The sequence below is a fragment of the Pseudomonas sp. GOM6 genome, assembly GCF_029537485.1.
In the GTDB taxonomy this organism is placed as follows: Bacteria; Pseudomonadota; Gammaproteobacteria; order Pseudomonadales; family Pseudomonadaceae; genus Aquipseudomonas.
Genome location: NZ_JARPUS010000008.1, coordinates 62,967 through 80,553 on the forward strand (window position 1 = coordinate 62,967; position 17,587 = coordinate 80,553).

Sequence of the window (17,587 nt, forward strand, 5' to 3'; positions counted from 1 at the left end):
ACTCGCTGATAGGCGGCCGGCAGGCCGCTATGGTCGACACCAGCCTCGCCACGGACGCCACCCATGGACATAAAGCAGCTCAGATTCCTTGTCGCACTGGAGGAAACCGGCCATTTTGGCCAGGCCGCCGCACGCTGCCATGTGACCCAGCCGACGCTGTCCATGCGCCTGCGCAATCTGGAGGAGGAGCTGGGCCTGGAACTGGTGCGACGTGGCCAGCGCTTCGAAGGTTTTACCGAGGAAGGTCGGCGCATCCTGGCCTGGGCTCGCGGCCTGCTCGCCGCCCAGGACGGTTTGTATGCCGAGGCGGCGGCCTGTCGTGGGCAACTGGTCGGCACCCTGCGCCTGGGCGTGGTACCGCTGGCCGGCTTCGACCCGATGCGCTTGCTACGCCTGTTTGCCGCCGCACACCCGGAGCTGCGCTTTCGCCTGTTTGCCCTGAGCAGCGAACAGATTCTCGAGCGCCTGGCCAGCAACCAGCTCGACCTCGGCCTGTCCTACCTGGAACGCCTCGACCGCGAACACTTCGACAGCCTGGCCCTGGCTGACACGCGCATGGGGCTACTGTACGACCATCGCCACTTCAGCATCGACCCAGCCAACCTGAGCTGGGAAGCCGTGGCCGCGCAGCCGCTCGGCCTACTGTCGAGCGGCATGCACTTTCGCCAGTCCATCGACCACGCCCTGCGCAGCCGCGGCCTGAACCCGCAGCCACGCCTGGAAACCGATGCCGTTCATCAGCTGCTGCAGGCCGTGCGCGCCGGACTCTGCTGCGCGGTGTTACCGCTGCACAGCGGTCTGGACAGGCTGGCCGAAGGCCTGACCCTAAGCCCCATTGACGCGGCACAAACCCTAGCACCGCTGGGCCTGATCCTGCGCCGGGCAGCACCACGTTCAGCGCTGGCCGAAGCCTGTTTCAACGCGGCCAGAACCCTGTTGGCCGAGGATTCGATAGAGCCCATCGATCAGCACATCGACCACAGCGATTAGACGCTGCCCGACACTGGCCCTAGGCTGAGACCACTCCCTCGACAGAAGGGCCACCCTCATGCCTGCCGCGTCTCTCTCCGCACCCGGTTACGCCTATGCCGAGCTGGGCCTGCACAACCACCACGCCAACGCCGAACTGGCCAGGGAATGTGCCCTGGCACTGAGTTACAACGGCCTCAGCCATGCGGTAATGATGGCCTCGCCGGATGATCTGGAAGACTTCGCCATCGGCTTCAGTCTGAGTGCCGGCCTGATCGACTCCATCGACGACATCTATGACATCCAGCTGAGCGGCACCGACAGCGCCCGTCAGGCCCAGCTGCGCATCAGCAGTCGCACCTTCTGGCGGCTCAGGCAGCAGCGTCGTCAGCTGGCCGGCAACAGCGGCTGCGGCCTGTGTGGCGTGGAGGCGCTGGAGCAGGCCCTGCCCCAGCTCAAGGCCCTGGCGCCGAGCAACCTGCCGCCGGCCAGCCATCTGCACGCACTGCGCGAGCGCATTGGCGCGGCCCAGCAAGGCGCCCGCAGCAGTGGCGCACTGCACGCCGCGCTGTTCGTCGACGCCCGCGGCGAGATCGCCCTGTGCCGTGAAGACATCGGCCGGCATAACGCCCTGGACAAGCTGATCGGCGCCCTCGCCCGTTCCGACGAGGCAGCCAATGCCGGCTTTGCCGTGGTCACCAGCCGCTGCAGCCTGGAGTTGCTGCACAAGGCCGTGCGTTGTGGCATCGCCACCCTGGTCAGCCTGTCCGCCCCCACGGCACTGACCGTGGACTGGGCGCGCCGTCACCACCTCAACCTGATCCACCTGCCCCACCACAGCGCACCACGGGTGTACAGCCCGGCGCCCGAGGAGTACCGCGCATGAGCCAGCCCCGTTACCAGCCTTACACCGGCCCGGCCGCCGGCTGGGGCGCGCTGCGCGCCGTGACCCAGCACTGGCTGGACAGCAAGCAGCCGTTCAAGAACCTGCGCGCCATGCTCAAGACCAACCAGCACGGCGGCTTCGACTGCCCCGGTTGTGCCTGGGGCGACTCGCCCGAACAGCATCTGGTGAAATTCTGCGAGAACGGCGCCAAGGCGGTGAACTGGGAAGCCACCCGGCGCGGCATCGGCCGCGAGTTCTTTGCCCGCTACAGCGTCGCCCAGTTGCGCGAACAGAGCGACTACTGGCTGGAGCACCAGGGCCGGCTGATCGAGCCACTGCGCTACGACGCCGCCAGTGACCGCTATGTGCCGATCAGCTGGGAGGCCGCCTTCGCGCTGATCGGCAACACCCTGCGAGGGCTGGACAGCCCTGACCAGGCCGAGTTCTACACCTCGGGCCGGGCCAGCAACGAGGCCGCCTTCCTCTACCAGCTGATGGTGCGCGCCTTTGGCAGCAACAACTTCCCCGACTGCTCGAACATGTGCCACGAAGCCAGCGGCGTGGCCCTCGGCGAGAGCATCGGCGTGGGCAAGGGCACGGTGACCTTCGATGACTTCGCCAAGGCCGACGCCATCTTCGTCTTCGGCCAGAACCCCGGCACCAACCACCCGCGCATGCTCGAACCGCTGCGCGAGGCGGTCGAGCGCGGCGCCAGCGTGGTCTGCTTCAATCCGCTCAAGGAACGCGGCCTGGAGCGCTTCCAGCACCCGCAGCATGCGCTGGAGATGCTCAGCAACGGCTCGGCGCCGACCAGCAGCGCCTACTTCCGCCCGTGCCTGGGTGGCGACATGGCCGCCGTGCGCGGCATGGCCAAGTACCTGCTGCAGTGGGAGCGCGCGCGGCCCGGCACGGTGTTCGACCAGGCCTTTATCGACCAGCACAGCGATGGCCTCGACGCCTGGCTGGCCGCCGTGGACGCCACCGACTGGGCGCAGATCGAAGAGCAATCCGGCCTCAGCCGCAGCGAAATCGAGCAGGCCGCACGCCTCTACGCACGCGCCGAGCGAGTCATCACCTGCTGGGCCATGGGCATCACCCAGCACCGCCATTCAGTGGCGACCATCCAGGAAATCAGCAACCTGATGCTGCTGCGCGGCAACCTCGGCAAGCCCGGCGCCGGCCTGTGCCCGGTACGCGGCCACAGCAACGTGCAGGGCGACCGCACCATGGGCATCAACGAGCGGCCGCCGGCCTTCCTGCTCGATGCCCTGCAGCGGCGCTTCGACTTCCCGGTACCGCGCCAGCCCGGGCACAACACGGTGGAAGCCATCGAGGCCATGCTCGCCGGGCGCAGCCGGGTATTCATCGGCCTCGGCGGCAACTTCGCCCAGGCCACCCCGGACAGCCCGCGTACCCACGCCGCCCTGCAGCAATGCGAGCTGACCGTACAGATCAGCACGAAGCTCAACCGCAGCCACCTGATGCACGGCCGCCAGGCGCTGATCCTGCCCTGCCTGGGGCGCACCGACCTCGACCTGCAGGCGGGCCAGTCACAGGCCGTGACGGTGGAGGACTCCTTCAGCATGATCCACGCCTCCTACGGACAGCTTTCGCCGCTGTCACGGGAGATGCGCTCGGAACCGGCGATCATCGCCGGCATGGCCAACGCCCTGCTCGGCAGCCAGCCGGTGGACTGGCTGTGGTTGATCGAGGACTACGCGCGCATCCGCCAGCTGATCGCCGACTGCATCCCCGGCTTCGCCGACTTCAACGCCCGCCTCGCCCAGCCAGGTGGTTTCTACCTGGGCAATGCCGCCGCCCGCCGCCAGTGGCACACCGCCAGCGGCAAGGCACGCTTCGTCGCCCATGCCCTGCCCGACCAGCTGATGCCGCCCGAGGCGTGCGCCGAGCAGGCCGACCTGGTACTGCAGACCCTGCGCTCCCACGACCAGTACAACACCACGCTGTACGGCCTGGATGACCGTTATCGCGGGGTCAAGGGCCAGCGCGAGGTGCTGTTCGTCAACGCGCAAGACATCCGCCGCCTGGGCTACGAGCCGGGGCAGCAGGTGGATATCGTCTCTCTGTGGGACGACGGCATCGAGCGGCGCGTGCGCGGCTTCACCCTGCTCGCCTACGACACTCCCCAGGGCCAGGCGGCCGCCTACTACCCGGAGACCAACCCGCTGGTACCGCTGGCCAGCGTCGGTGACGACAGCCACACCCCGACCTCGAAGTTCATCGCCATCCGCCTGCAGCCGGCCACCCTGAGCGCTCGAATTGCCTGAAATGGGCGCTTTGTAACAGACTAAGGCCCCGGCCGCGCCGGGGCAGCTTCTTCCTGGCAGCGCCCCTGGCCGGCCATCCGGCTTCGCGCAATCGCTCGCCTACCGCGTTTTAGCGGGCGCTAGGAGTGTCCTGTTGAAGATGAAGAAGAGCGACTGGATCTGGACGCTGATCGGCCTGCTCGCCGTCGCCCTCTCCGGTTACCTGCTGTACAAGGAAGTCCGCTCCATCTCCCTTGCCGAGCTTCGCGGCAGCCTTCTGGCGATTGATACCCACCACTGGCTACTGGCCGGCCTGTCGACCCTGGGCGCCTACTGCGCCCTGGCCTGGTATGACCGCATCGCCATTGCTCACCTGGGCAAGAAAATCTCCTGGTGGTTCATCACCCTGTGCTCCTTCACCACCTACGCCCTGGCCCACAACATCGGCGCCTCGGTGTTCTCCGGCGCGGTGGTGCGCTACCGGGCCTATTCCAGCAAAGGCCTGACTCCCGGCGAGATCGGCCTGCTGATCTTCTTCTGCTCCTTCACCTTCGCCCTCGGCGTACTGCTCGCGGGGGGCTTGGTCCTGCTGCTCAACCCGACGTTGATCGAACGCTTGCTCGGTCTGCAGCCCTGGCTGGCTAAGGTGCTGGGTGGTCTGCTGCTGGGCCTGGTGGCGCTCTATGTACTGGGCTCCTGGCGCCATTTCAAACCCTGGACCTGGCGCAAGCTGCACATTGAATATCCACGCCTGCCCATCGTCGCCCGCCAGCTGCTGGCGGGGCCACTGGAGCTGTTCTGCGCGGCGGCGATCATCTACTTCGCCCTGCCCGAGGCCAGCAATCCGGGCTACCTGACCGTGCTCGGCGTGTTCCTCGTGTCGTTTTCCCTGGCCTTGCTGTCCCACGCGCCAGGCGGCCTTGGCGTGCTGGAGGTGACCTTTCTCAAGGCCCTGCCCGATGTGCCAACGGCCGACGTGCTGGCGGCCCTGATCGTGTTCCGCGTGTTCTACCTGTTACTGCCGTTCGCCTTGTCACTGCTGGTAGTGATCGCCTTCGAGTGGCAGCAGTGGCGCGGCAAAAGACAGCACTAGACAGGGCGGGCCTGACTAGCAAACACCCGCACTAGAGGCCTCCGCGCCGTCCATTGACACCGTCGATGGCTACTATCAGGAGGCTTAACTTTTGTCTTGGCGCCGCGCCAGTAGTATGGCCCCCGTACTCACTGACGCCCCCACAAGGAGCCCGAGATGAAAACGCATCTACTTGCCAGCCTGATCCTGGCTACCCTGACCAGCAGCGCCTTCGCCCTACCGGGTAACGAGCAGCCGCCGCTGATCGAACGACAGCCCGTCCACCACCAGAGCACAGTGGCCGAAGGTGGCGCTGATCGCCTGATCGAGAGCCGCGATGTTGCCGAAAATGGCAGCGAACGCACCAAGGCCTTCCGCGTCGCCGAAGGTGGCTCCGATCGCCTGATCGAAAGCCGTGACGTCGCCGAGAATGGCAGCGAGCGCACCAAAGGCATCCGCGTCGCCGAAGGTGGTTCCGATCGTCTGATCGACAGCCGTGACGTCGCCGAGAATGGCAGCGAGCGAGTCGGCCGCCATACCGCCTGAATCAGGCTGCACGTCCCCAAAGCCCGGCACATGCCGGGCTTTTTGTTGGCCCATAAACCGACCGTACAGACTTGAGGCCCAAACTAGTGGAAGCTGCTTCAGCCGCGATTCAGAGCCCTCAGATACACGCCGCTGCCTATTGCCACGAACTGGCCGGCGGCAGGCGGTAGATCCAGATCCGCCGCAACACGCTGAAGAACTGGCTCGACAGTCGGCCAGTGTTGTACACCTGGCCATAGCGCGCCGCGATCTCGCGTACCCGTGGCGCCAGCTCGGCATAGCGTCGCGCCGGCAGGTCGGGAAACAGGTGATGCTCGATCTGGTGGCTGAGGTTGCCGGTAAGGATGTGCAGCAACTTGCCGCCCTGCAGGTTGCTGGAACCACGCAGCTGACGCAGGTACCAGTGACCACGGCTTTCGCCGACCACCGATTCCTTGCTGAACACCGCCGCGCGCTCGGTGAAGTGGCCGCAGAAGATCACCAGGAAGGTCCACAGATTGCGCAGTAGGTTGGCCAGCGCATTGCCGGCCAGCACGGCCAGGGCATTGGCTCCTAACAGCAGCGCCAGCAGCGGAAACAGCAGGTAGTCCTTGCCCCACTGGCGCAGCAGCTTGGCACCGAACTGGCGGGCCAGCGGACGCACTTCGTCGCTGCCGATGCGGCCCTTGAACCACTGATCCAGGCGCAGGTGCTGGATGGCCACGGCGTACTGGAACAGCAGCGCCTGCAAGGTCACCCACAGCGGCTGCCAGCGGTAAAACGGCTTCCAGCGCTGCTCGGGAAACAGCCGCACCACGCCATAGCCGACGTCGTCGTCCATGCCGATCACGTTGGTCCAGGTGTGGTGCATATGGTTGTGCGTGTGCCGCCAGAAATCGGCCGGGCCAACGATGTCCCATTCATAGTCGCGACCACTCAACTGCGGGTCGTTCATCCAGTCGTACTGGCCGTGCATCACGTTGTGGCCCAGCTCCATGTTTTCCAGGATCTTGCCCAGCCCCAGCAGCAGCGTGCCGAGCAGCCAGGTCGGCGGAAACCAGCCCAGCATCAGCAGCGCCCGGCCGCTCCAGCAGCACAGGCGCACCACGCTGCGTACCCGGCGGATATAGCGGGCATCAGCCTCGCCCAGGTCAGCCACCACGGCCTGGCGCAAGCCGTCCAGTTCGGCGGCGAAAGCCTCCAGCTCGGCGCTGTTCAGTTCACGGTCGAGTCGCATCGTGATTCCTTACACATCGATTCGTACATCACCCAGCGGTGCGCTGACGCACAGGCGGATGGGTTGTCCTGGCTCGGCACTCACAATGCCGCTGCGCAGATCACGCACCGCACCACCGAGCAGCAGGCAGGTGCAGCTGGCACAGATGCCCTGACGGCAACCATGGGCCGGGCGCAGGCCGTGAGCTTCGGCCTGCTCCAACAGACTACGGGCGTTGTCACCCGCGCCCTGCAGGCGACTGCGCGCGAACTCCAGCCGCACCGGCTGACCCGCGTCACTGACCCGCCGCAGCGGGCTGAAGGCCTCGCTCTGCAACGCAGCGCCGCAGCTCGCCCGCACCGCCTCGACGAAGCCTGCCGGGCCACAGGCCAGCAGCGCGAAACCGCTCATCCCCTGCAGATGCTCAGCCTGAAAACGCCCCGCGCCCTGCCCGGTCAGCAGCCAGCGCACCTGCAGATTGGCATGCCGCCGCATCAACGCCTGCAGCTCCGCCATATAGGCCCGCTGCCCGGCTTCACGCACGTAGTGCAGCAGGGTGATCGGCGCTGCATAGCCGCGGGCCAGTGCCTCGCGCAGCAGGCCGAGTAGCGCGGTGATACCGCTGCCGGCCGCCAGCAGACCCACGCCCTCGGCCTGCTGCGGCCAATACAACTCCCCCTGGGCCTGCCCCAGCTCCAGTACGCTGCCTACGGCCAGATGGTCGAGCAAACGGTTAGAGATAACGCCGTCCGGCTGGCGACGGATACCCAGTTCGATCACCCCGCCGCGCTCCACGCGCGTCAGGCTGTAGCTGCGGCAATGGCGCACGCCGTCCAGCTCCAGGTACAGCTGCACATGCTGGCCCGCTCGCCAGTCGCGCTCATTGCCGTTGCAGCGCAGGCGTAGCGCCAACAGGTCATCACTGACCCAGTCGCGCCCGATCACCCGCGCCATCACCCGATTGAGCCGCCAAGCCGGGTGCAGCCCACCCAGCAGCGCATCCACTTCGGCCTCGCGCAACCAACGTCTGGCCACCAGCGCGCGCAGCGGACGCAGCCCGGACGCCAGGGCGCGAACCAGAGAAAAAGGCAATACAGCCATCGAACCCACCCAGTGAACATTTGTTCACTAAACTGGCAGATAGCCTTAACTCAGTCAACACTTGTTCACTGACATCCAGTTCGACGCTGATCGAACGCTTTTGCTAGAGTGCGCCGCACCCTCACGAACAGCCTGAAGCCCATGTCGCCCCGCGCCGAACAGAAACTGCAGACCCGCCTGGCCCTGATGGATGCCGCCCGCAACCTGATGGACAGCGGCCGCGGCTTCGGCAGCCTGAGCCTGCGCGAGGTCAGCCGCACCGCCGGCATCGTGCCCACCGGCTTCTACCGGCACTTTCAGGACATGGACGAACTGGGCCTGGCCCTGGTCGAGGAAGTGGACGCCACCTTCCGCAGCACCCTGCGCGAGGTGCGCCGCAGCCAGATCGAGATGGGCAGCATCATCGAGGCCAGCACGCGCATCTTCCTCGACGCCGTGAGCGCCAATCGCAGCCAGTTCCTGTTCCTCGCCCGCGAGCAGTACGGCGGCTCGCAGCCGGTACGCCAGGCCATCGGTCGCCTGCGCCAGCGCATCACCGATGATCTGGTCGCCGACCTCAAGCTGCTCAACCGCACACCGCACCTCAACGATCCAGCGCTGGAAGTGGTGTCCGACCTGGTGGTGAAGACCGTGTTCGCCACCCTGCCCGAGCTGATCGACCCACCGGCCGCCAATCTGCCCGCGCACCTGACCCCGGAAGCCAAGATGACCCAGCAGCTGCGCTTCATCTTCATCGGAGCCAAACACTGGCAGGGGCTCGGCCAGGGGCGCAGCTAGCGCACCACCTTTGCGCACGCGCAACCACCCAGCACCAATATAAGGCGCGACATAGCCCCACTATCAGGCATCAGGCCGCCAGAATGGGGCCGTGACGGCTTGGCAAGGGCCTTGCTCTAGCCCTGGGACATTTCCTGATCGGATGTCCACTATGTTGGTGATTCATCACCGCCTCGATCCTCAACCCCACTGGGACGAGGAGCTCCACCTGACCCACGAGGCGCGCAGCAAGAGCCGCCTGCGCTGCTTCAGTGCCGCCAACGAAGAAACCGGCCTGTTCCTAGAACGGGGTCAGCCGCCGCTGCGCGATGGCGACTGCCTGCGCGCCGAAGACGGCCGCATCGTGCGCGTCTGCGCCCGCCCCGAAGCACTGTTGCACGTCACCTGCGCCAGCAGCTTCGAGCTGATGCGCGCCGCCTATCACCTGGGCAACCGCCACGTTGCCCTGCAACTGGGCGATGGCTGGCTGCGACTGCTCGACGATTACGTGCTCAGGGCCATGCTCGACCAGCTCGGTGCCACCACCTGCACGGTCGAGGCGCCCTTCCATCCGGAACACGGCGCCTACGGTGGCGGCCATCACCACTCGCACCAAGGCGATGCCGACTTCAACTACGCGCCGCGCCTGCATCAGTTCGGCGTGCGCACATGAACAAGGCCTGGGCCCTGCTGCGTCTGGCCAGTCCACAGCTGCCCATCGGCGGCTACAGCTATTCGCAAGGGCTGGAGATGGCGGTGGACCAGGGCCTGGTGCATGACCAGGGCAGTGCCCGCCAATGGATCGCCGACCAGCTGCTGCTCAACCTGGCGCGCTTCGAGGCGCCACTGCTGCTGGCGCACTGCCAGGCGGCTGCCGACGCAGACTGGCCGGTACTGGCCGAACTGGCCGGGCAGCATCGCGCCAGCCGCGAGACCCGCGAGCTGGCCCTGGAGAGCCGGCAGATGGGCTATTCCCTGCGCCAGCTGCTCGAAGGCCTGCCGGAGCTGGACGAAGCCGCCCGCGCTTTTCTCGCCAGCCAGCCCGAACTGGGCCTGGCCCCGGCCTGGGCGCTGGCCGCCCGCGCCTGGCAGATCAGCCCGCAGGATGCCCTCGCCGCCTGGCTGTGGGGCTGGCTGGAAAACCAGCTGGCGGTGCTGATGAAGACCCTGCCGCTGGGTCAGCAGGCCGCCCAGCGCCTGACCAGCGAGCTACTACCGCTGCTGGAGCAGGCCCAGCACGACGCCAGCCACAAACAACCCGAACACTGGGGCAGCGCCGCTTTCGGCCTGGCCCTGGCCAGCATGGCGCACGAGCGCCAATACAGCCGTTTATTCCGCTCATGAGAAAAGGAAACCCAAGATGAACAGCCAACCCCTGCGTGTCGGCATCGGTGGCCCGGTCGGCTCCGGCAAGACCGCCCTGACCCTGGCCCTGTGCCAGGCCCTGCGCGAGCGCTACAACATCGCCGTGGTCACCAACGACATCTACACCCAGGAAGACGCCCAGTTCCTGGTGCGCAACGAGGCTCTGGCGCCCGAGCGCATCATCGGCGTGGAAACCGGCGGCTGCCCGCACACCGCCATCCGCGAGGACGCCTCGATCAACCTGGAAGCCGTGGACCAGCTCAACCGCCGCTTCCCCGGGCTCGACCTGATCCTGGTCGAATCCGGCGGCGACAACCTGTCCGCCACCTTCAGCCCCGAGCTGTCCGACCTGACCCTGTACGTGATCGATGTATCGGCCGGCGACAAGCTGCCGCGCAAGGGCGGCCCGGGCATCTGCAAGTCAGACCTGCTGGTGATCAACAAGGTCGACCTGGCGCCCATGGTCGGCGCCTCGCTGGAAGTGATGGACCGCGACGCACGCAAGATGCGCGGCGACAAGCCCTTCGTCTTCAGCAACCAAAAGGTCGGCCAGGGCCTGGACGAAATCATCGCCTTCATCGAACGCCACGGCATGCTGACCGCCGCCTAAGCGCCGCGCTCTCACACAAGGAGAACCCCATGCATCTGCGCAAAGCACTCTACGCCATCGCCCTGTTCCTCAGCCCGGCCGTGGCCTTCGCCCATGCCGGCCACGACCACTCCGGCCTGATGTCCGGCGTCGCTCACCCCATCACCGGCCTCGATCACCTGCTGGCCATGCTCGCCGTCGGCCTGTGGGCTGCACAGCAGAGCGGTACCGCCCGCTGGGCCGTGCCTGTCACCTTCGTCGCCACCATGTTGCTGGGCGGTGTACTCGGCTTCTCCGGCGTGGAAATCCCGCTGATGGAAACCGGCATCGCCGGCTCGGTGCTGGCCTTCGGCCTGCTGGTGGCCGTGGCGGCGCGACTGCCGATGGCCGTGGCGCTCGGGCTGACTGCACTGTTCGCCCTCACCCACGGCGTGGCCCACGGCCTGGAACTGCCGGATCTAGCCAGCCCCTGGGGTTATGCCGCCGGCTTCGTCGCCGCCACCGCCGCTTTGCATGGCCTGGGCTACCTGGTCGCCCGCTACCTGCCGCGCGCTGCCGCGCCGCTGGTGCGTATCGCCGGTGGCGCCTCGGCCATCACCGGCGCCTGGCTGCTGGCCGGCTAAGGCAGGCCGGCGTGCAAGGCGCCGGCTATCAGCACCATCGAAACAATCAACGGGCCGATTCCCGGCCCGTTGCCTAGGCTGGGGTTCATCGCCGTCGAGGAACCCGCCATGCCCATCCACGATTTCATTCGCTGCCTGCTCGCCACCTATGCAGCTGGCGCCAGCGGTGCCTGCCCACAAGAACTCGCCTGACCATTCGGACAGGGTTACCCTGTGCGCCCTCGCATCATCTGGGAGCGTTTCGCGTGAGCCTGAAATCCGTCTGCGTGTTCTGCGGCGCCAGCCCCGGCGCCCGCCCGATCTACCGTGAAGCGGCCGAGGCCCTGGGCCGCAGCCTGGCCGAACGCGGCCTGACGCTGGTCTACGGAGGCGGCGCAGTCGGCCTCATGGGGATCGTCGCCGACGCCGCCCTGGCGGCCGGTGGCGAGGTGATCGGCATCATCCCGCAGAGCCTGAAACGCGCCGAAGTAGGCCACAACGGCCTGAGCCGCCTGGAAGTGGTGGACGGCATGCACGCGCGCAAGGCGCGGATGGCCGAGCTGGCCGATGCCTTCATCGCTCTGCCCGGCGGACTGGGTACGCTGGAGGAACTGTTCGAGGTGTGGACCTGGGGCCAGCTGGGCTACCACGCCAAGCCGCTGGGCCTGCTGGAAGTCGATGGCTTTTACGCACGCCTGACCGGCTTCCTCGACCACCTGGTGGCCGAGCGCTTCGTCCGCGAACCGCACCGCGCAATGCTGCAGGTCAGCGAGTCGCCGAGCGAGTTGCTCGAACGTCTGGCCGCCTGGCAGCCCACGGCCGCGCCCAAATGGGTCGACCGCGAGCCGAAGTGACGGCGGCTTAGCTGGACGACTGCTGCACGATTACCGTCTGCGCCGGCATCGGCGCCGGGTAGCCGGCCTCACCGAGGGCATCCTTGATCACCTTGTTGGTGTCGAAATACACCTGCCAGTAATGGTCGGTGTGGCAATAGGGCCGCACCGCCAGCACCGGGCCGACCAGATTGAACTCGAGGATTTCCACATCCACCGCCGGCGCTTCCAGCACATTGTCGAGGGCCGCAACCCGCTCTTTGAGCAGCGCCGCCGCACCCTTCCAGTCGGCACTGCCGGCCAGCTGGGCCTTGAGGTCGACCCGGCGGAAGGCATTGTGCGAGTAGTTCTGGATGTTATCGCTGAAAATCTTGTTGTTGCCGACCAGGGTCAGCACGTTGTCCGGCGTGTTGATCGCGGTGACGAACAGGCCGATCTCGGTGACGGTGCCGGTGACCCCGCCGGCGCTGATGAAGTCGCCGACCTTGAACGGCCGCAGGATGATGATGAAGCCACCCGCCGCCAGGTTGGCCAGCAGCCCCGACCAGGCCATGCCGATGGCCAGGCCGACCGCAGCGATCAGCGCGGCGAAGGTGGTGGTCTGCACACCGAAGTAACCGAGGATGCCGATCACCAGCAGGATGTTCAGCGTCACGGTAATGAAGCTGCCCACGTAGCGCAGCACGGTCGGGTCCACCGACTGCCGGCCCAGAGCCTTCTGCACCATGCTCACGGCAAAGCCGATCAGCCAGCGGCCAATCACCCAGAAGGCGATGGCGGCAAGAATTTTCACGGCGAAGGCAGCGCCGTACTGCGCCACCATGTCCATCAACTGGTTGACCTTGGTGGTACCCACCGTGATCAGTTCTTTCCCTTCTTCTTCCATGACGCGATACCTGCAAATGGTGAGTGACCCGAGAAACGCTAGCACGCCTGGCGCAGACTGCCCGGTGGCGTCGCAAAGCAAGGCAGATTGCCATCGTATACACTGCACAGGCGCTCCCGGTTTTGGCCTCGTCCATGACGTACCTTCGCCTGCCACTGCTCATCCTCGCCAGCCTGCTCGCCCTGCTTCCCGCGCTGGCGAGTGCGGAGGGCAAGGTATTGCGCCTGCTGGCCTGGCCCGGCTATGCCGAGCCGGATCTGATCAGGCAGTTCGAGAGCCGCCACGGCGCAAGGGTAGAAGTCACCCTGGTCGGCAACGACGATGTCATGCGCAGCAAGCTGGCCAGGCACAATGGCGCTGACTACGACCTGATTGCCGCCAACACCGCCGAGATCGCCCACTACATTGAGCAGGACCTGCTGCAACCGCTGGATCCCACCCGCATCGCCAACACCACCCGCCAGCTCTGGCGATTTCGCGATTACCGCAAGATTCCCGGCATTCACCACAACGGCCAGATCTATGCCATTCCCTATACCTATTCGGACATGGGGCTGATCTATGACCGCAGCCAGTTCAGCACGCCACCGCAATCCATCACCAGCCTCTGGGACCCGGCCCTGCGCGGCCGCGTACTGGCCTTCAACGGCAGCAGCCACAATTTCTCCCTGGCCAGCCAGGCCCGAGGTCGCGCGCCCTTTGCCATCGAATCGGACGAGTTCCCGGCCATCACCGATCAGCTGATTGCCCTGCGACGCAACGTGCTGACCTTCTATAGCCTGCCGGAAGAAGCCGCCGCGCTGTTCCGCGAGCACCGCGTGGCGCTGCTGTGGGCCAACTATGGCCGCCAGCAGCTCAAACAGCTGCGCGATGCCGGCGCCGATGTCGGCTATGTGATTCCCCGTGAAGGGGCGCTGGCCTGGCTCGACTGCTGGGCCATCAGCCGTGGCGCGCGCGATTTTGCACTGGCCGAGGCCTGGATCGACTTCAGCCTGGACGAGGCCATGAGCCGAGCCCTGGTTGAGCGCCAGGGCCTGTCCAATACCACTGAGGAAGCGGCCGATGTCGAAGTACCGGGGCGCATGCTCTGGCTCCGCCCGGTAGAAGATGCCGAGCGCCGCTCGCGCTTGTGGCAGCGCATTCTCTCCGGTGAGCGCCCACCGCTGGTAGAGGCGCCATGAAAACCGGCATCGCCTTCAAGCTCGGCTGCCTGCTGGCGGTGTTCGGCGTGTTGGTCAGCGGCCTGACCGGCTATCACTCCTACAGCAGCAGCCACAGCACGCTGCTCAAGGCGGCCGAGCGCGACCTGCTGACCGCCACCCAGGTTCTGGGGCGCAACCTGCGCGGCAGCCTCGACAACATTTCCCGGGAAGTACGCCTGCTGGCGGACGTCAGCAGCGAGCGCGACCTACCCACACTGACCGACACCTGGCGCCTGCAGCACAACGAGCGCGACCTGGCTGAACTGTTTCGCGCCGCCATGCAGGTACACCCGGAGTACCTGCAGATCCGCCTGATCAGCGCAGCGGGCCATGGCCTGGAACAGGTACGCATCGACCGCCATGGAGAGCAACTGATTCGCGTCGACGATGCACAGCTGCAGGAGAAAGGGCATTTCGCCTACGTGTTCGACACCCTGCGCCTGCAAGCCGGCCAGGTACGCCTGTCGCCCATCGTCATCAACCGCGAGCTGGGCGTGCACTCCGGCCAAGGCAAACCCACCCTGCATGTGTCCAGCCCAGTGCTCGGCAGCGATGGTCAGGTATTCGGCCTGATCGTCATCAATGTCGACCTGGACCGCCTGTTCGCCCAGCTCAAGAGCGACCTGCCGGACTATTACCGGGTGTACCTGAGCAACAACTGGGGCGATTTGCTGATCCATCCGGATCATCGGCGCACCTTCGGCTTCGACCAGGGCAAGCGCCTGCTGCTCCAGGAGGAGTTTCCCCAGGTCAATCAGCTACTCGATCAGAGTGGCCCGGAAAACCTGGTCAGTCGCGGCAGCGAAGAGCAACAAACACTGCTGGCGGCCTTCGTGAAGCTGCAGGTTGGCGATTATGATCCCAACCGATTTGTGGTACTTGGCATGGCCCAACCGGAAAACCATGTCCTGGCGGAAACCCACCGGCTTGGCCTGCGCATCACCCAGGTGGTGCTGCTCTCCAGCCTGGTCGCGGTGCTGGTCGCCATCTTCGCCTCACGGGCCATGACCCGTTCGCTGACCAGCATCAACAACGCGGTACAGCAGTTCACCCGCAACCGTCTGCGCAGCCCTTTGCCGGTGGAACGCCAGGACGAGCTGGGCCAGCTGGCCCGCAGCTTCGCCCAGATGCAAGAGGAAATCCTCGACCAGCTCGACGAGCTCAGCCAGAGCCGCAACGCGCTCGAACACCTGGCCCGCCACGACCCACTGACCGGCCTGCCCAACCGACGCATGTTCTTCGAGCGTCTCGACCACGCCCTGGCCACGGCGCGCCGCAGCGCACGCCCCTTGGCCGTACTGTTCGTCGATCTGGATCATTTCAAGGAGCTCAATGACAGTTTTGGTCACGGCACCGGCGACAGTGTGCTGCAGGCGGTAGCGAACCTGCTGCGCTCGGCCACCCGCGAGAGCGATACGGTGGCGCGCCTGGGCGGCGACGAGTTCGTCGTTCTGATCGAGCAGCTGGACGAGCCGCAGCAGGTACAGGCCGTCCTGCAGAAGCTGCATGAGCGCTTCCAGCTGCCCATGCTGATCGGCGGCCGGGAAGTACAGGTACAGGCCAGCATGGGCGTTAGCCTGTTCCCCCGCGATGGCGACGATATCGAATCCCTGCTGCAACAGGCCGACCGGGCCATGTACGCGGCCAAGAACGCCGGGCGCAACACCTACAACTACGATCCACTCGGGCCACGCTGAAGGCATAAGGCTATGCTTGCTATGAACTGGCACCCAACAGGCGAACGACCCACGTGACTCCACTTCTGGTCTGCGATGACTCGGGCATGGCCCGCAAACAGCTGATCCGCGCCCTGCCTGCGGACTGGCCGGTGCAGATCACCCAGGCCGCCAATGGCGAGGAGGCCCTGGCGGCCATTCGCCAGGGCCTCGGCCGGGTGATGCTGCTGGACCTGACCATGCCGGTGATGGACGGTTACCAGGTGCTCGCACAGGTTCAGGAGGAAGGCCTGCCGTGCAGCATCCTGGTGGTTTCCGGCGACGTGCAGGCCGAAGCCCTGCGCCGCGTACAGGAGCTGGGCGCCCTGGCCTTTCTGCGCAAGCCGGCCGACCCGCAGGAGCTGCGCGACACACTGCTCCGCCTGGGGCTGATGCAGGAAGGCGAAAGCGTCGAGGCCGCGTCGACGTCTGCGGTGGACACCGGCAAAGTCGGTTTCCGCGACGCCCTGCGCGAAGTCAGCAACGTCGCTATGGGCCGCGCCGCCGCCCTGCTCGCCGAGGAACTCGGCGTGTTCGTGCAGCTGCCGATTCCGGCGGTCAACCTGTTCGAAGCCAGCGAGCTGCACATGGCCCTGGCCGATGCCAACCGTGGCGACTGCCTCAGCGCGGTATGCCAGGGCTTTATCGGCGAGGCCATCGCCGGCGAGGCGCTGCTGCTGTTCCACGACTCGGAGATCGATGATATCCGCCGCCTGCTCGGCCTGCGCCCAGGCGACGAAACCGGCACCTCGGAAATGCTCCTCGACCTGGCCAGCATCCTCATCGGCGCCTGCCTTTCCGGCATCGCCGAACAGATTGACGTGCGCTTCTCCCTGGGCCACCCCCAGCTGCTGGGCCAGCACGCGCAAACCATCGATGAACTGATCCAGTTCAACCGTACCCGCTGGCGCCAGACGCTGGCCGTGGAAATCAGCTATGGCCTGGAGGGCCACGCCGTGCATTTCAACCTGCTGCTGCTGTTCACCGAAGATTCGGTGCCGCTGCTCAGCGGCAAGATCCAGTACCTGATGGAGTAACCGATGGCCGGCCAAGCCCAGATCGACATACGTGAACTGCACTGGCTGCTGGACATCGTCCAGTGCCTGGACGTGGGCGTGCTGGTGATGGACCGCAACTTCCATATCGAAGTGTGGAACAGCTTCATGGAGAACCACTCGGGCCTGGGCGCCGACCAGGTGCAGGGCCGCGAGCTGTTTCAGGTTTTCCCGGAAATCGACCGGCCCTGGCTGGAACGCAAGGTCGGCACCGTGCTGCGCCTGGGCACGCGCGCCTTCAGCCTGTGGCAACAGCGTCCCTACCTGCTGCACTTCAAGAGCTACCGGCCGATCACCGGCCAGGCCGACTTCATGTACCAGAACCTGACCATCCTGCCGCTGGCCGCCACCGGCGGCCAGGTCGAGCACGTGTGCCTGGTGATCTACGACATGACCGATGCGGCGGTGGCCCAGCTGCGCCAGGGCTGAGCCTGAAATGAGGATCTGCCTCGGGCCTCTCGCGGGCGGCTGGGCACGACGCTGGAGCTGAGTGGGAGCGGCTTCAGCCGCGATGAGAGGCAGCGCAAAAGCATCGCGGCTAAAGCCGC

General features: G+C 66.2%; 18 protein-coding genes. 15 read left to right on the forward strand and 3 right to left on the reverse strand.

Annotation, left to right across the window (positions count from 1 at the left end; translation table 11 throughout):
• Nucleotides 1-63: 63 nt before the first annotated feature.
• The 5 genes from P7A97_RS11355 to P7A97_RS11375 all read left to right on the forward strand — a co-directional run bounded on the left by P7A97_RS11355 (nt 64) and on the right by P7A97_RS11375 (nt 5,740).
• Nucleotides 64-990 (forward strand): LysR family transcriptional regulator, encoded by a 927-nt coding sequence (locus P7A97_RS11355; RefSeq protein WP_277690056.1) that lies wholly within the window; start codon nt 64-66, stop codon nt 988-990.
• A gap of 58 nt (nt 991-1,048) precedes the next feature.
• On the forward strand, nt 1,049-1,855 hold the full coding sequence (fdhD, locus tag P7A97_RS11360; RefSeq protein WP_277690057.1) for a formate dehydrogenase accessory sulfurtransferase FdhD: 807 nt from the start codon (nt 1,049-1,051) through the stop codon (nt 1,853-1,855).
• Nucleotides 1,852-4,143 (forward strand): FdhF/YdeP family oxidoreductase, encoded by a 2,292-nt coding sequence (locus P7A97_RS11365; protein WP_277690058.1) that lies wholly within the window; start codon nt 1,852-1,854, stop codon nt 4,141-4,143. The genes fdhD and P7A97_RS11365 overlap by 4 nt, the downstream gene beginning before the upstream one ends.
• Nucleotides 4,144-4,282: 139 nt before the next feature.
• Nucleotides 4,283-5,215, forward strand: coding sequence for a lysylphosphatidylglycerol synthase domain-containing protein (locus P7A97_RS11370; protein ID WP_277690200.1), 933 nt, complete (start codon nt 4,283-4,285; stop codon nt 5,213-5,215).
• A 156-nt stretch (nt 5,216-5,371) separates the two neighbouring features.
• Nucleotides 5,372-5,740: a hypothetical protein gene (locus P7A97_RS11375; RefSeq protein WP_277690059.1), complete on the forward strand. Its 369-nt coding sequence runs from the start codon at nt 5,372-5,374 to the stop codon at nt 5,738-5,740.
• Nucleotides 5,741-5,876: 136 nt separating this feature from the next.
• Here P7A97_RS11375 and P7A97_RS11380 read toward each other — a convergent pair whose 3' ends face one another.
• Together P7A97_RS11380 and P7A97_RS11385 are read right to left on the reverse strand one after the other, a co-directional pair.
• On the reverse strand, nt 5,877-6,956 hold the full coding sequence (locus P7A97_RS11380; protein ID WP_277690060.1) for a fatty acid desaturase: 1,080 nt from the start codon (nt 6,954-6,956) through the stop codon (nt 5,877-5,879).
• 9 nt (nt 6,957-6,965) lie between these two features.
• Nucleotides 6,966-8,036 carry an iron-sulfur cluster-binding domain-containing protein gene (locus P7A97_RS11385; RefSeq protein ID WP_277690061.1) on the reverse strand — a complete coding sequence of 357 codons (1,071 nt, stop codon included), beginning with the start codon at nt 8,034-8,036 and terminating at the stop codon, nt 6,966-6,968.
• Between the two features lie 141 nt (nt 8,037-8,177).
• Between P7A97_RS11385 and P7A97_RS11390 the strand changes: the two genes are divergently transcribed.
• From P7A97_RS11390 to P7A97_RS11415, 6 genes are all read left to right on the forward strand, one after another.
• The gene (locus P7A97_RS11390) at nt 8,178-8,813 is read left to right on the forward strand and encodes a TetR family transcriptional regulator (protein ID WP_277690062.1); all 636 of its coding nucleotides are present in this window, start codon (nt 8,178-8,180) and stop codon (nt 8,811-8,813) included.
• A 151-nt stretch (nt 8,814-8,964) separates the two neighbouring features.
• Nucleotides 8,965-9,465: an urease accessory protein UreE gene (gene ureE, locus P7A97_RS11395; RefSeq protein WP_277690063.1), complete on the forward strand. Its 501-nt coding sequence runs from the start codon at nt 8,965-8,967 to the stop codon at nt 9,463-9,465.
• Nucleotides 9,462-10,136 (forward strand): urease accessory UreF family protein, encoded by a 675-nt coding sequence (locus tag P7A97_RS11400; RefSeq protein ID WP_277690064.1) that lies wholly within the window; start codon nt 9,462-9,464, stop codon nt 10,134-10,136. Before ureE ends, P7A97_RS11400 begins: the two co-directional genes overlap by 4 nt.
• 16 nt (nt 10,137-10,152) lie before the next feature.
• Nucleotides 10,153-10,767, forward strand: a complete 615-nt coding sequence (ureG, locus tag P7A97_RS11405; protein WP_277690065.1) for an urease accessory protein UreG — start codon at nt 10,153-10,155, stop codon at nt 10,765-10,767.
• A 29-nt stretch (nt 10,768-10,796) separates the two neighbouring features.
• Nucleotides 10,797-11,369 carry a HupE/UreJ family protein gene (locus P7A97_RS11410; RefSeq protein ID WP_277690066.1) on the forward strand — a complete coding sequence of 191 codons (573 nt, stop codon included), beginning with the start codon at nt 10,797-10,799 and terminating at the stop codon, nt 11,367-11,369.
• A gap of 245 nt (nt 11,370-11,614) precedes the next feature.
• Nucleotides 11,615-12,202: a TIGR00730 family Rossman fold protein gene (locus tag P7A97_RS11415; RefSeq protein WP_277690067.1), complete on the forward strand. Its 588-nt coding sequence runs from the start codon at nt 11,615-11,617 to the stop codon at nt 12,200-12,202.
• 7 nt (nt 12,203-12,209) lie between these two features.
• On the opposite strand, the gene P7A97_RS11420 is transcribed toward P7A97_RS11415, so the two are convergent.
• Nucleotides 12,210-13,067, reverse strand: coding sequence for a mechanosensitive ion channel family protein (locus P7A97_RS11420; protein ID WP_277690068.1), 858 nt, complete (start codon nt 13,065-13,067; stop codon nt 12,210-12,212).
• A gap of 134 nt (nt 13,068-13,201) precedes the next feature.
• Here P7A97_RS11420 and P7A97_RS11425 point away from each other — a divergent pair, with 134 nt between their 5' ends.
• Genes P7A97_RS11425 through P7A97_RS11440 form a run of 4 tightly spaced genes read left to right on the forward strand, consistent with a single transcriptional unit; the run spans nt 13,202 to nt 17,468 of the window.
• Complete coding sequence (locus P7A97_RS11425) at nt 13,202-14,248, forward strand: extracellular solute-binding protein (protein WP_277690069.1); 1,047 nt, start codon at nt 13,202-13,204, stop codon at nt 14,246-14,248.
• Nucleotides 14,245-15,966, forward strand: coding sequence for a GGDEF domain-containing protein (locus tag P7A97_RS11430; protein WP_277690070.1), 1,722 nt, complete (start codon nt 14,245-14,247; stop codon nt 15,964-15,966). Before P7A97_RS11425 ends, P7A97_RS11430 begins: the two co-directional genes overlap by 4 nt.
• Nucleotides 15,967-16,019: 53 nt before the next feature.
• A complete protein-coding gene (locus P7A97_RS11435) occupies nt 16,020-17,021 on the forward strand; it encodes a response regulator (RefSeq protein WP_277690071.1) in 1,002 nt (333 codons plus the stop codon).
• A gap of 3 nt (nt 17,022-17,024) precedes the next feature.
• Nucleotides 17,025-17,468: a PAS domain-containing protein gene (locus P7A97_RS11440; RefSeq protein WP_277690072.1), complete on the forward strand. Its 444-nt coding sequence runs from the start codon at nt 17,025-17,027 to the stop codon at nt 17,466-17,468.
• Nucleotides 17,469-17,587: the final 119 nt, after the last annotated feature.

What these genes read in the sequence shown, in the direction of transcription:
- fdhD (WP_277690057.1), top strand. Translation starts at nt 1,049, where the DNA reads ATGCCTGCCGCGTCTCTCTCCGCACCCGGTTACGCCTATGCCGAGCTG.
- P7A97_RS11425 (WP_277690069.1), top strand. Translation starts at nt 13,202, where the DNA reads ATGACGTACCTTCGCCTGCCACTGCTCATCCTCGCCAGCCTGCTCGCC.
- P7A97_RS11380 (WP_277690060.1), bottom strand. Translation starts at nt 6,956, where the DNA reads ATGCGACTCGACCGTGAACTGAACAGCGCCGAGCTGGAGGCTTTCGCC.
- P7A97_RS11355 (WP_277690056.1), top strand. Translation starts at nt 64, where the DNA reads ATGGACATAAAGCAGCTCAGATTCCTTGTCGCACTGGAGGAAACCGGC.
- P7A97_RS11365 (WP_277690058.1), top strand. Translation starts at nt 1,852, where the DNA reads ATGAGCCAGCCCCGTTACCAGCCTTACACCGGCCCGGCCGCCGGCTGG.
- ureG (WP_277690065.1), top strand. Translation starts at nt 10,153, where the DNA reads ATGAACAGCCAACCCCTGCGTGTCGGCATCGGTGGCCCGGTCGGCTCC.
- ureE (WP_277690063.1), top strand. Translation starts at nt 8,965, where the DNA reads ATGTTGGTGATTCATCACCGCCTCGATCCTCAACCCCACTGGGACGAG.
- P7A97_RS11420 (WP_277690068.1), bottom strand. Translation starts at nt 13,067, where the DNA reads ATGGAAGAAGAAGGGAAAGAACTGATCACGGTGGGTACCACCAAGGTC.
- P7A97_RS11410 (WP_277690066.1), top strand. Translation starts at nt 10,797, where the DNA reads ATGCATCTGCGCAAAGCACTCTACGCCATCGCCCTGTTCCTCAGCCCG.
- P7A97_RS11400 (WP_277690064.1), top strand. Translation starts at nt 9,462, where the DNA reads ATGAACAAGGCCTGGGCCCTGCTGCGTCTGGCCAGTCCACAGCTGCCC.
- P7A97_RS11440 (WP_277690072.1), top strand. Translation starts at nt 17,025, where the DNA reads ATGGCCGGCCAAGCCCAGATCGACATACGTGAACTGCACTGGCTGCTG.
- P7A97_RS11385 (WP_277690061.1), bottom strand. Translation starts at nt 8,036, where the DNA reads ATGGCTGTATTGCCTTTTTCTCTGGTTCGCGCCCTGGCGTCCGGGCTG.
- P7A97_RS11430 (WP_277690070.1), top strand. Translation starts at nt 14,245, where the DNA reads ATGAAAACCGGCATCGCCTTCAAGCTCGGCTGCCTGCTGGCGGTGTTC.
- P7A97_RS11375 (WP_277690059.1), top strand. Translation starts at nt 5,372, where the DNA reads ATGAAAACGCATCTACTTGCCAGCCTGATCCTGGCTACCCTGACCAGC.
- P7A97_RS11390 (WP_277690062.1), top strand. Translation starts at nt 8,178, where the DNA reads ATGTCGCCCCGCGCCGAACAGAAACTGCAGACCCGCCTGGCCCTGATG.
- P7A97_RS11370 (WP_277690200.1), top strand. Translation starts at nt 4,283, where the DNA reads ATGAAGAAGAGCGACTGGATCTGGACGCTGATCGGCCTGCTCGCCGTC.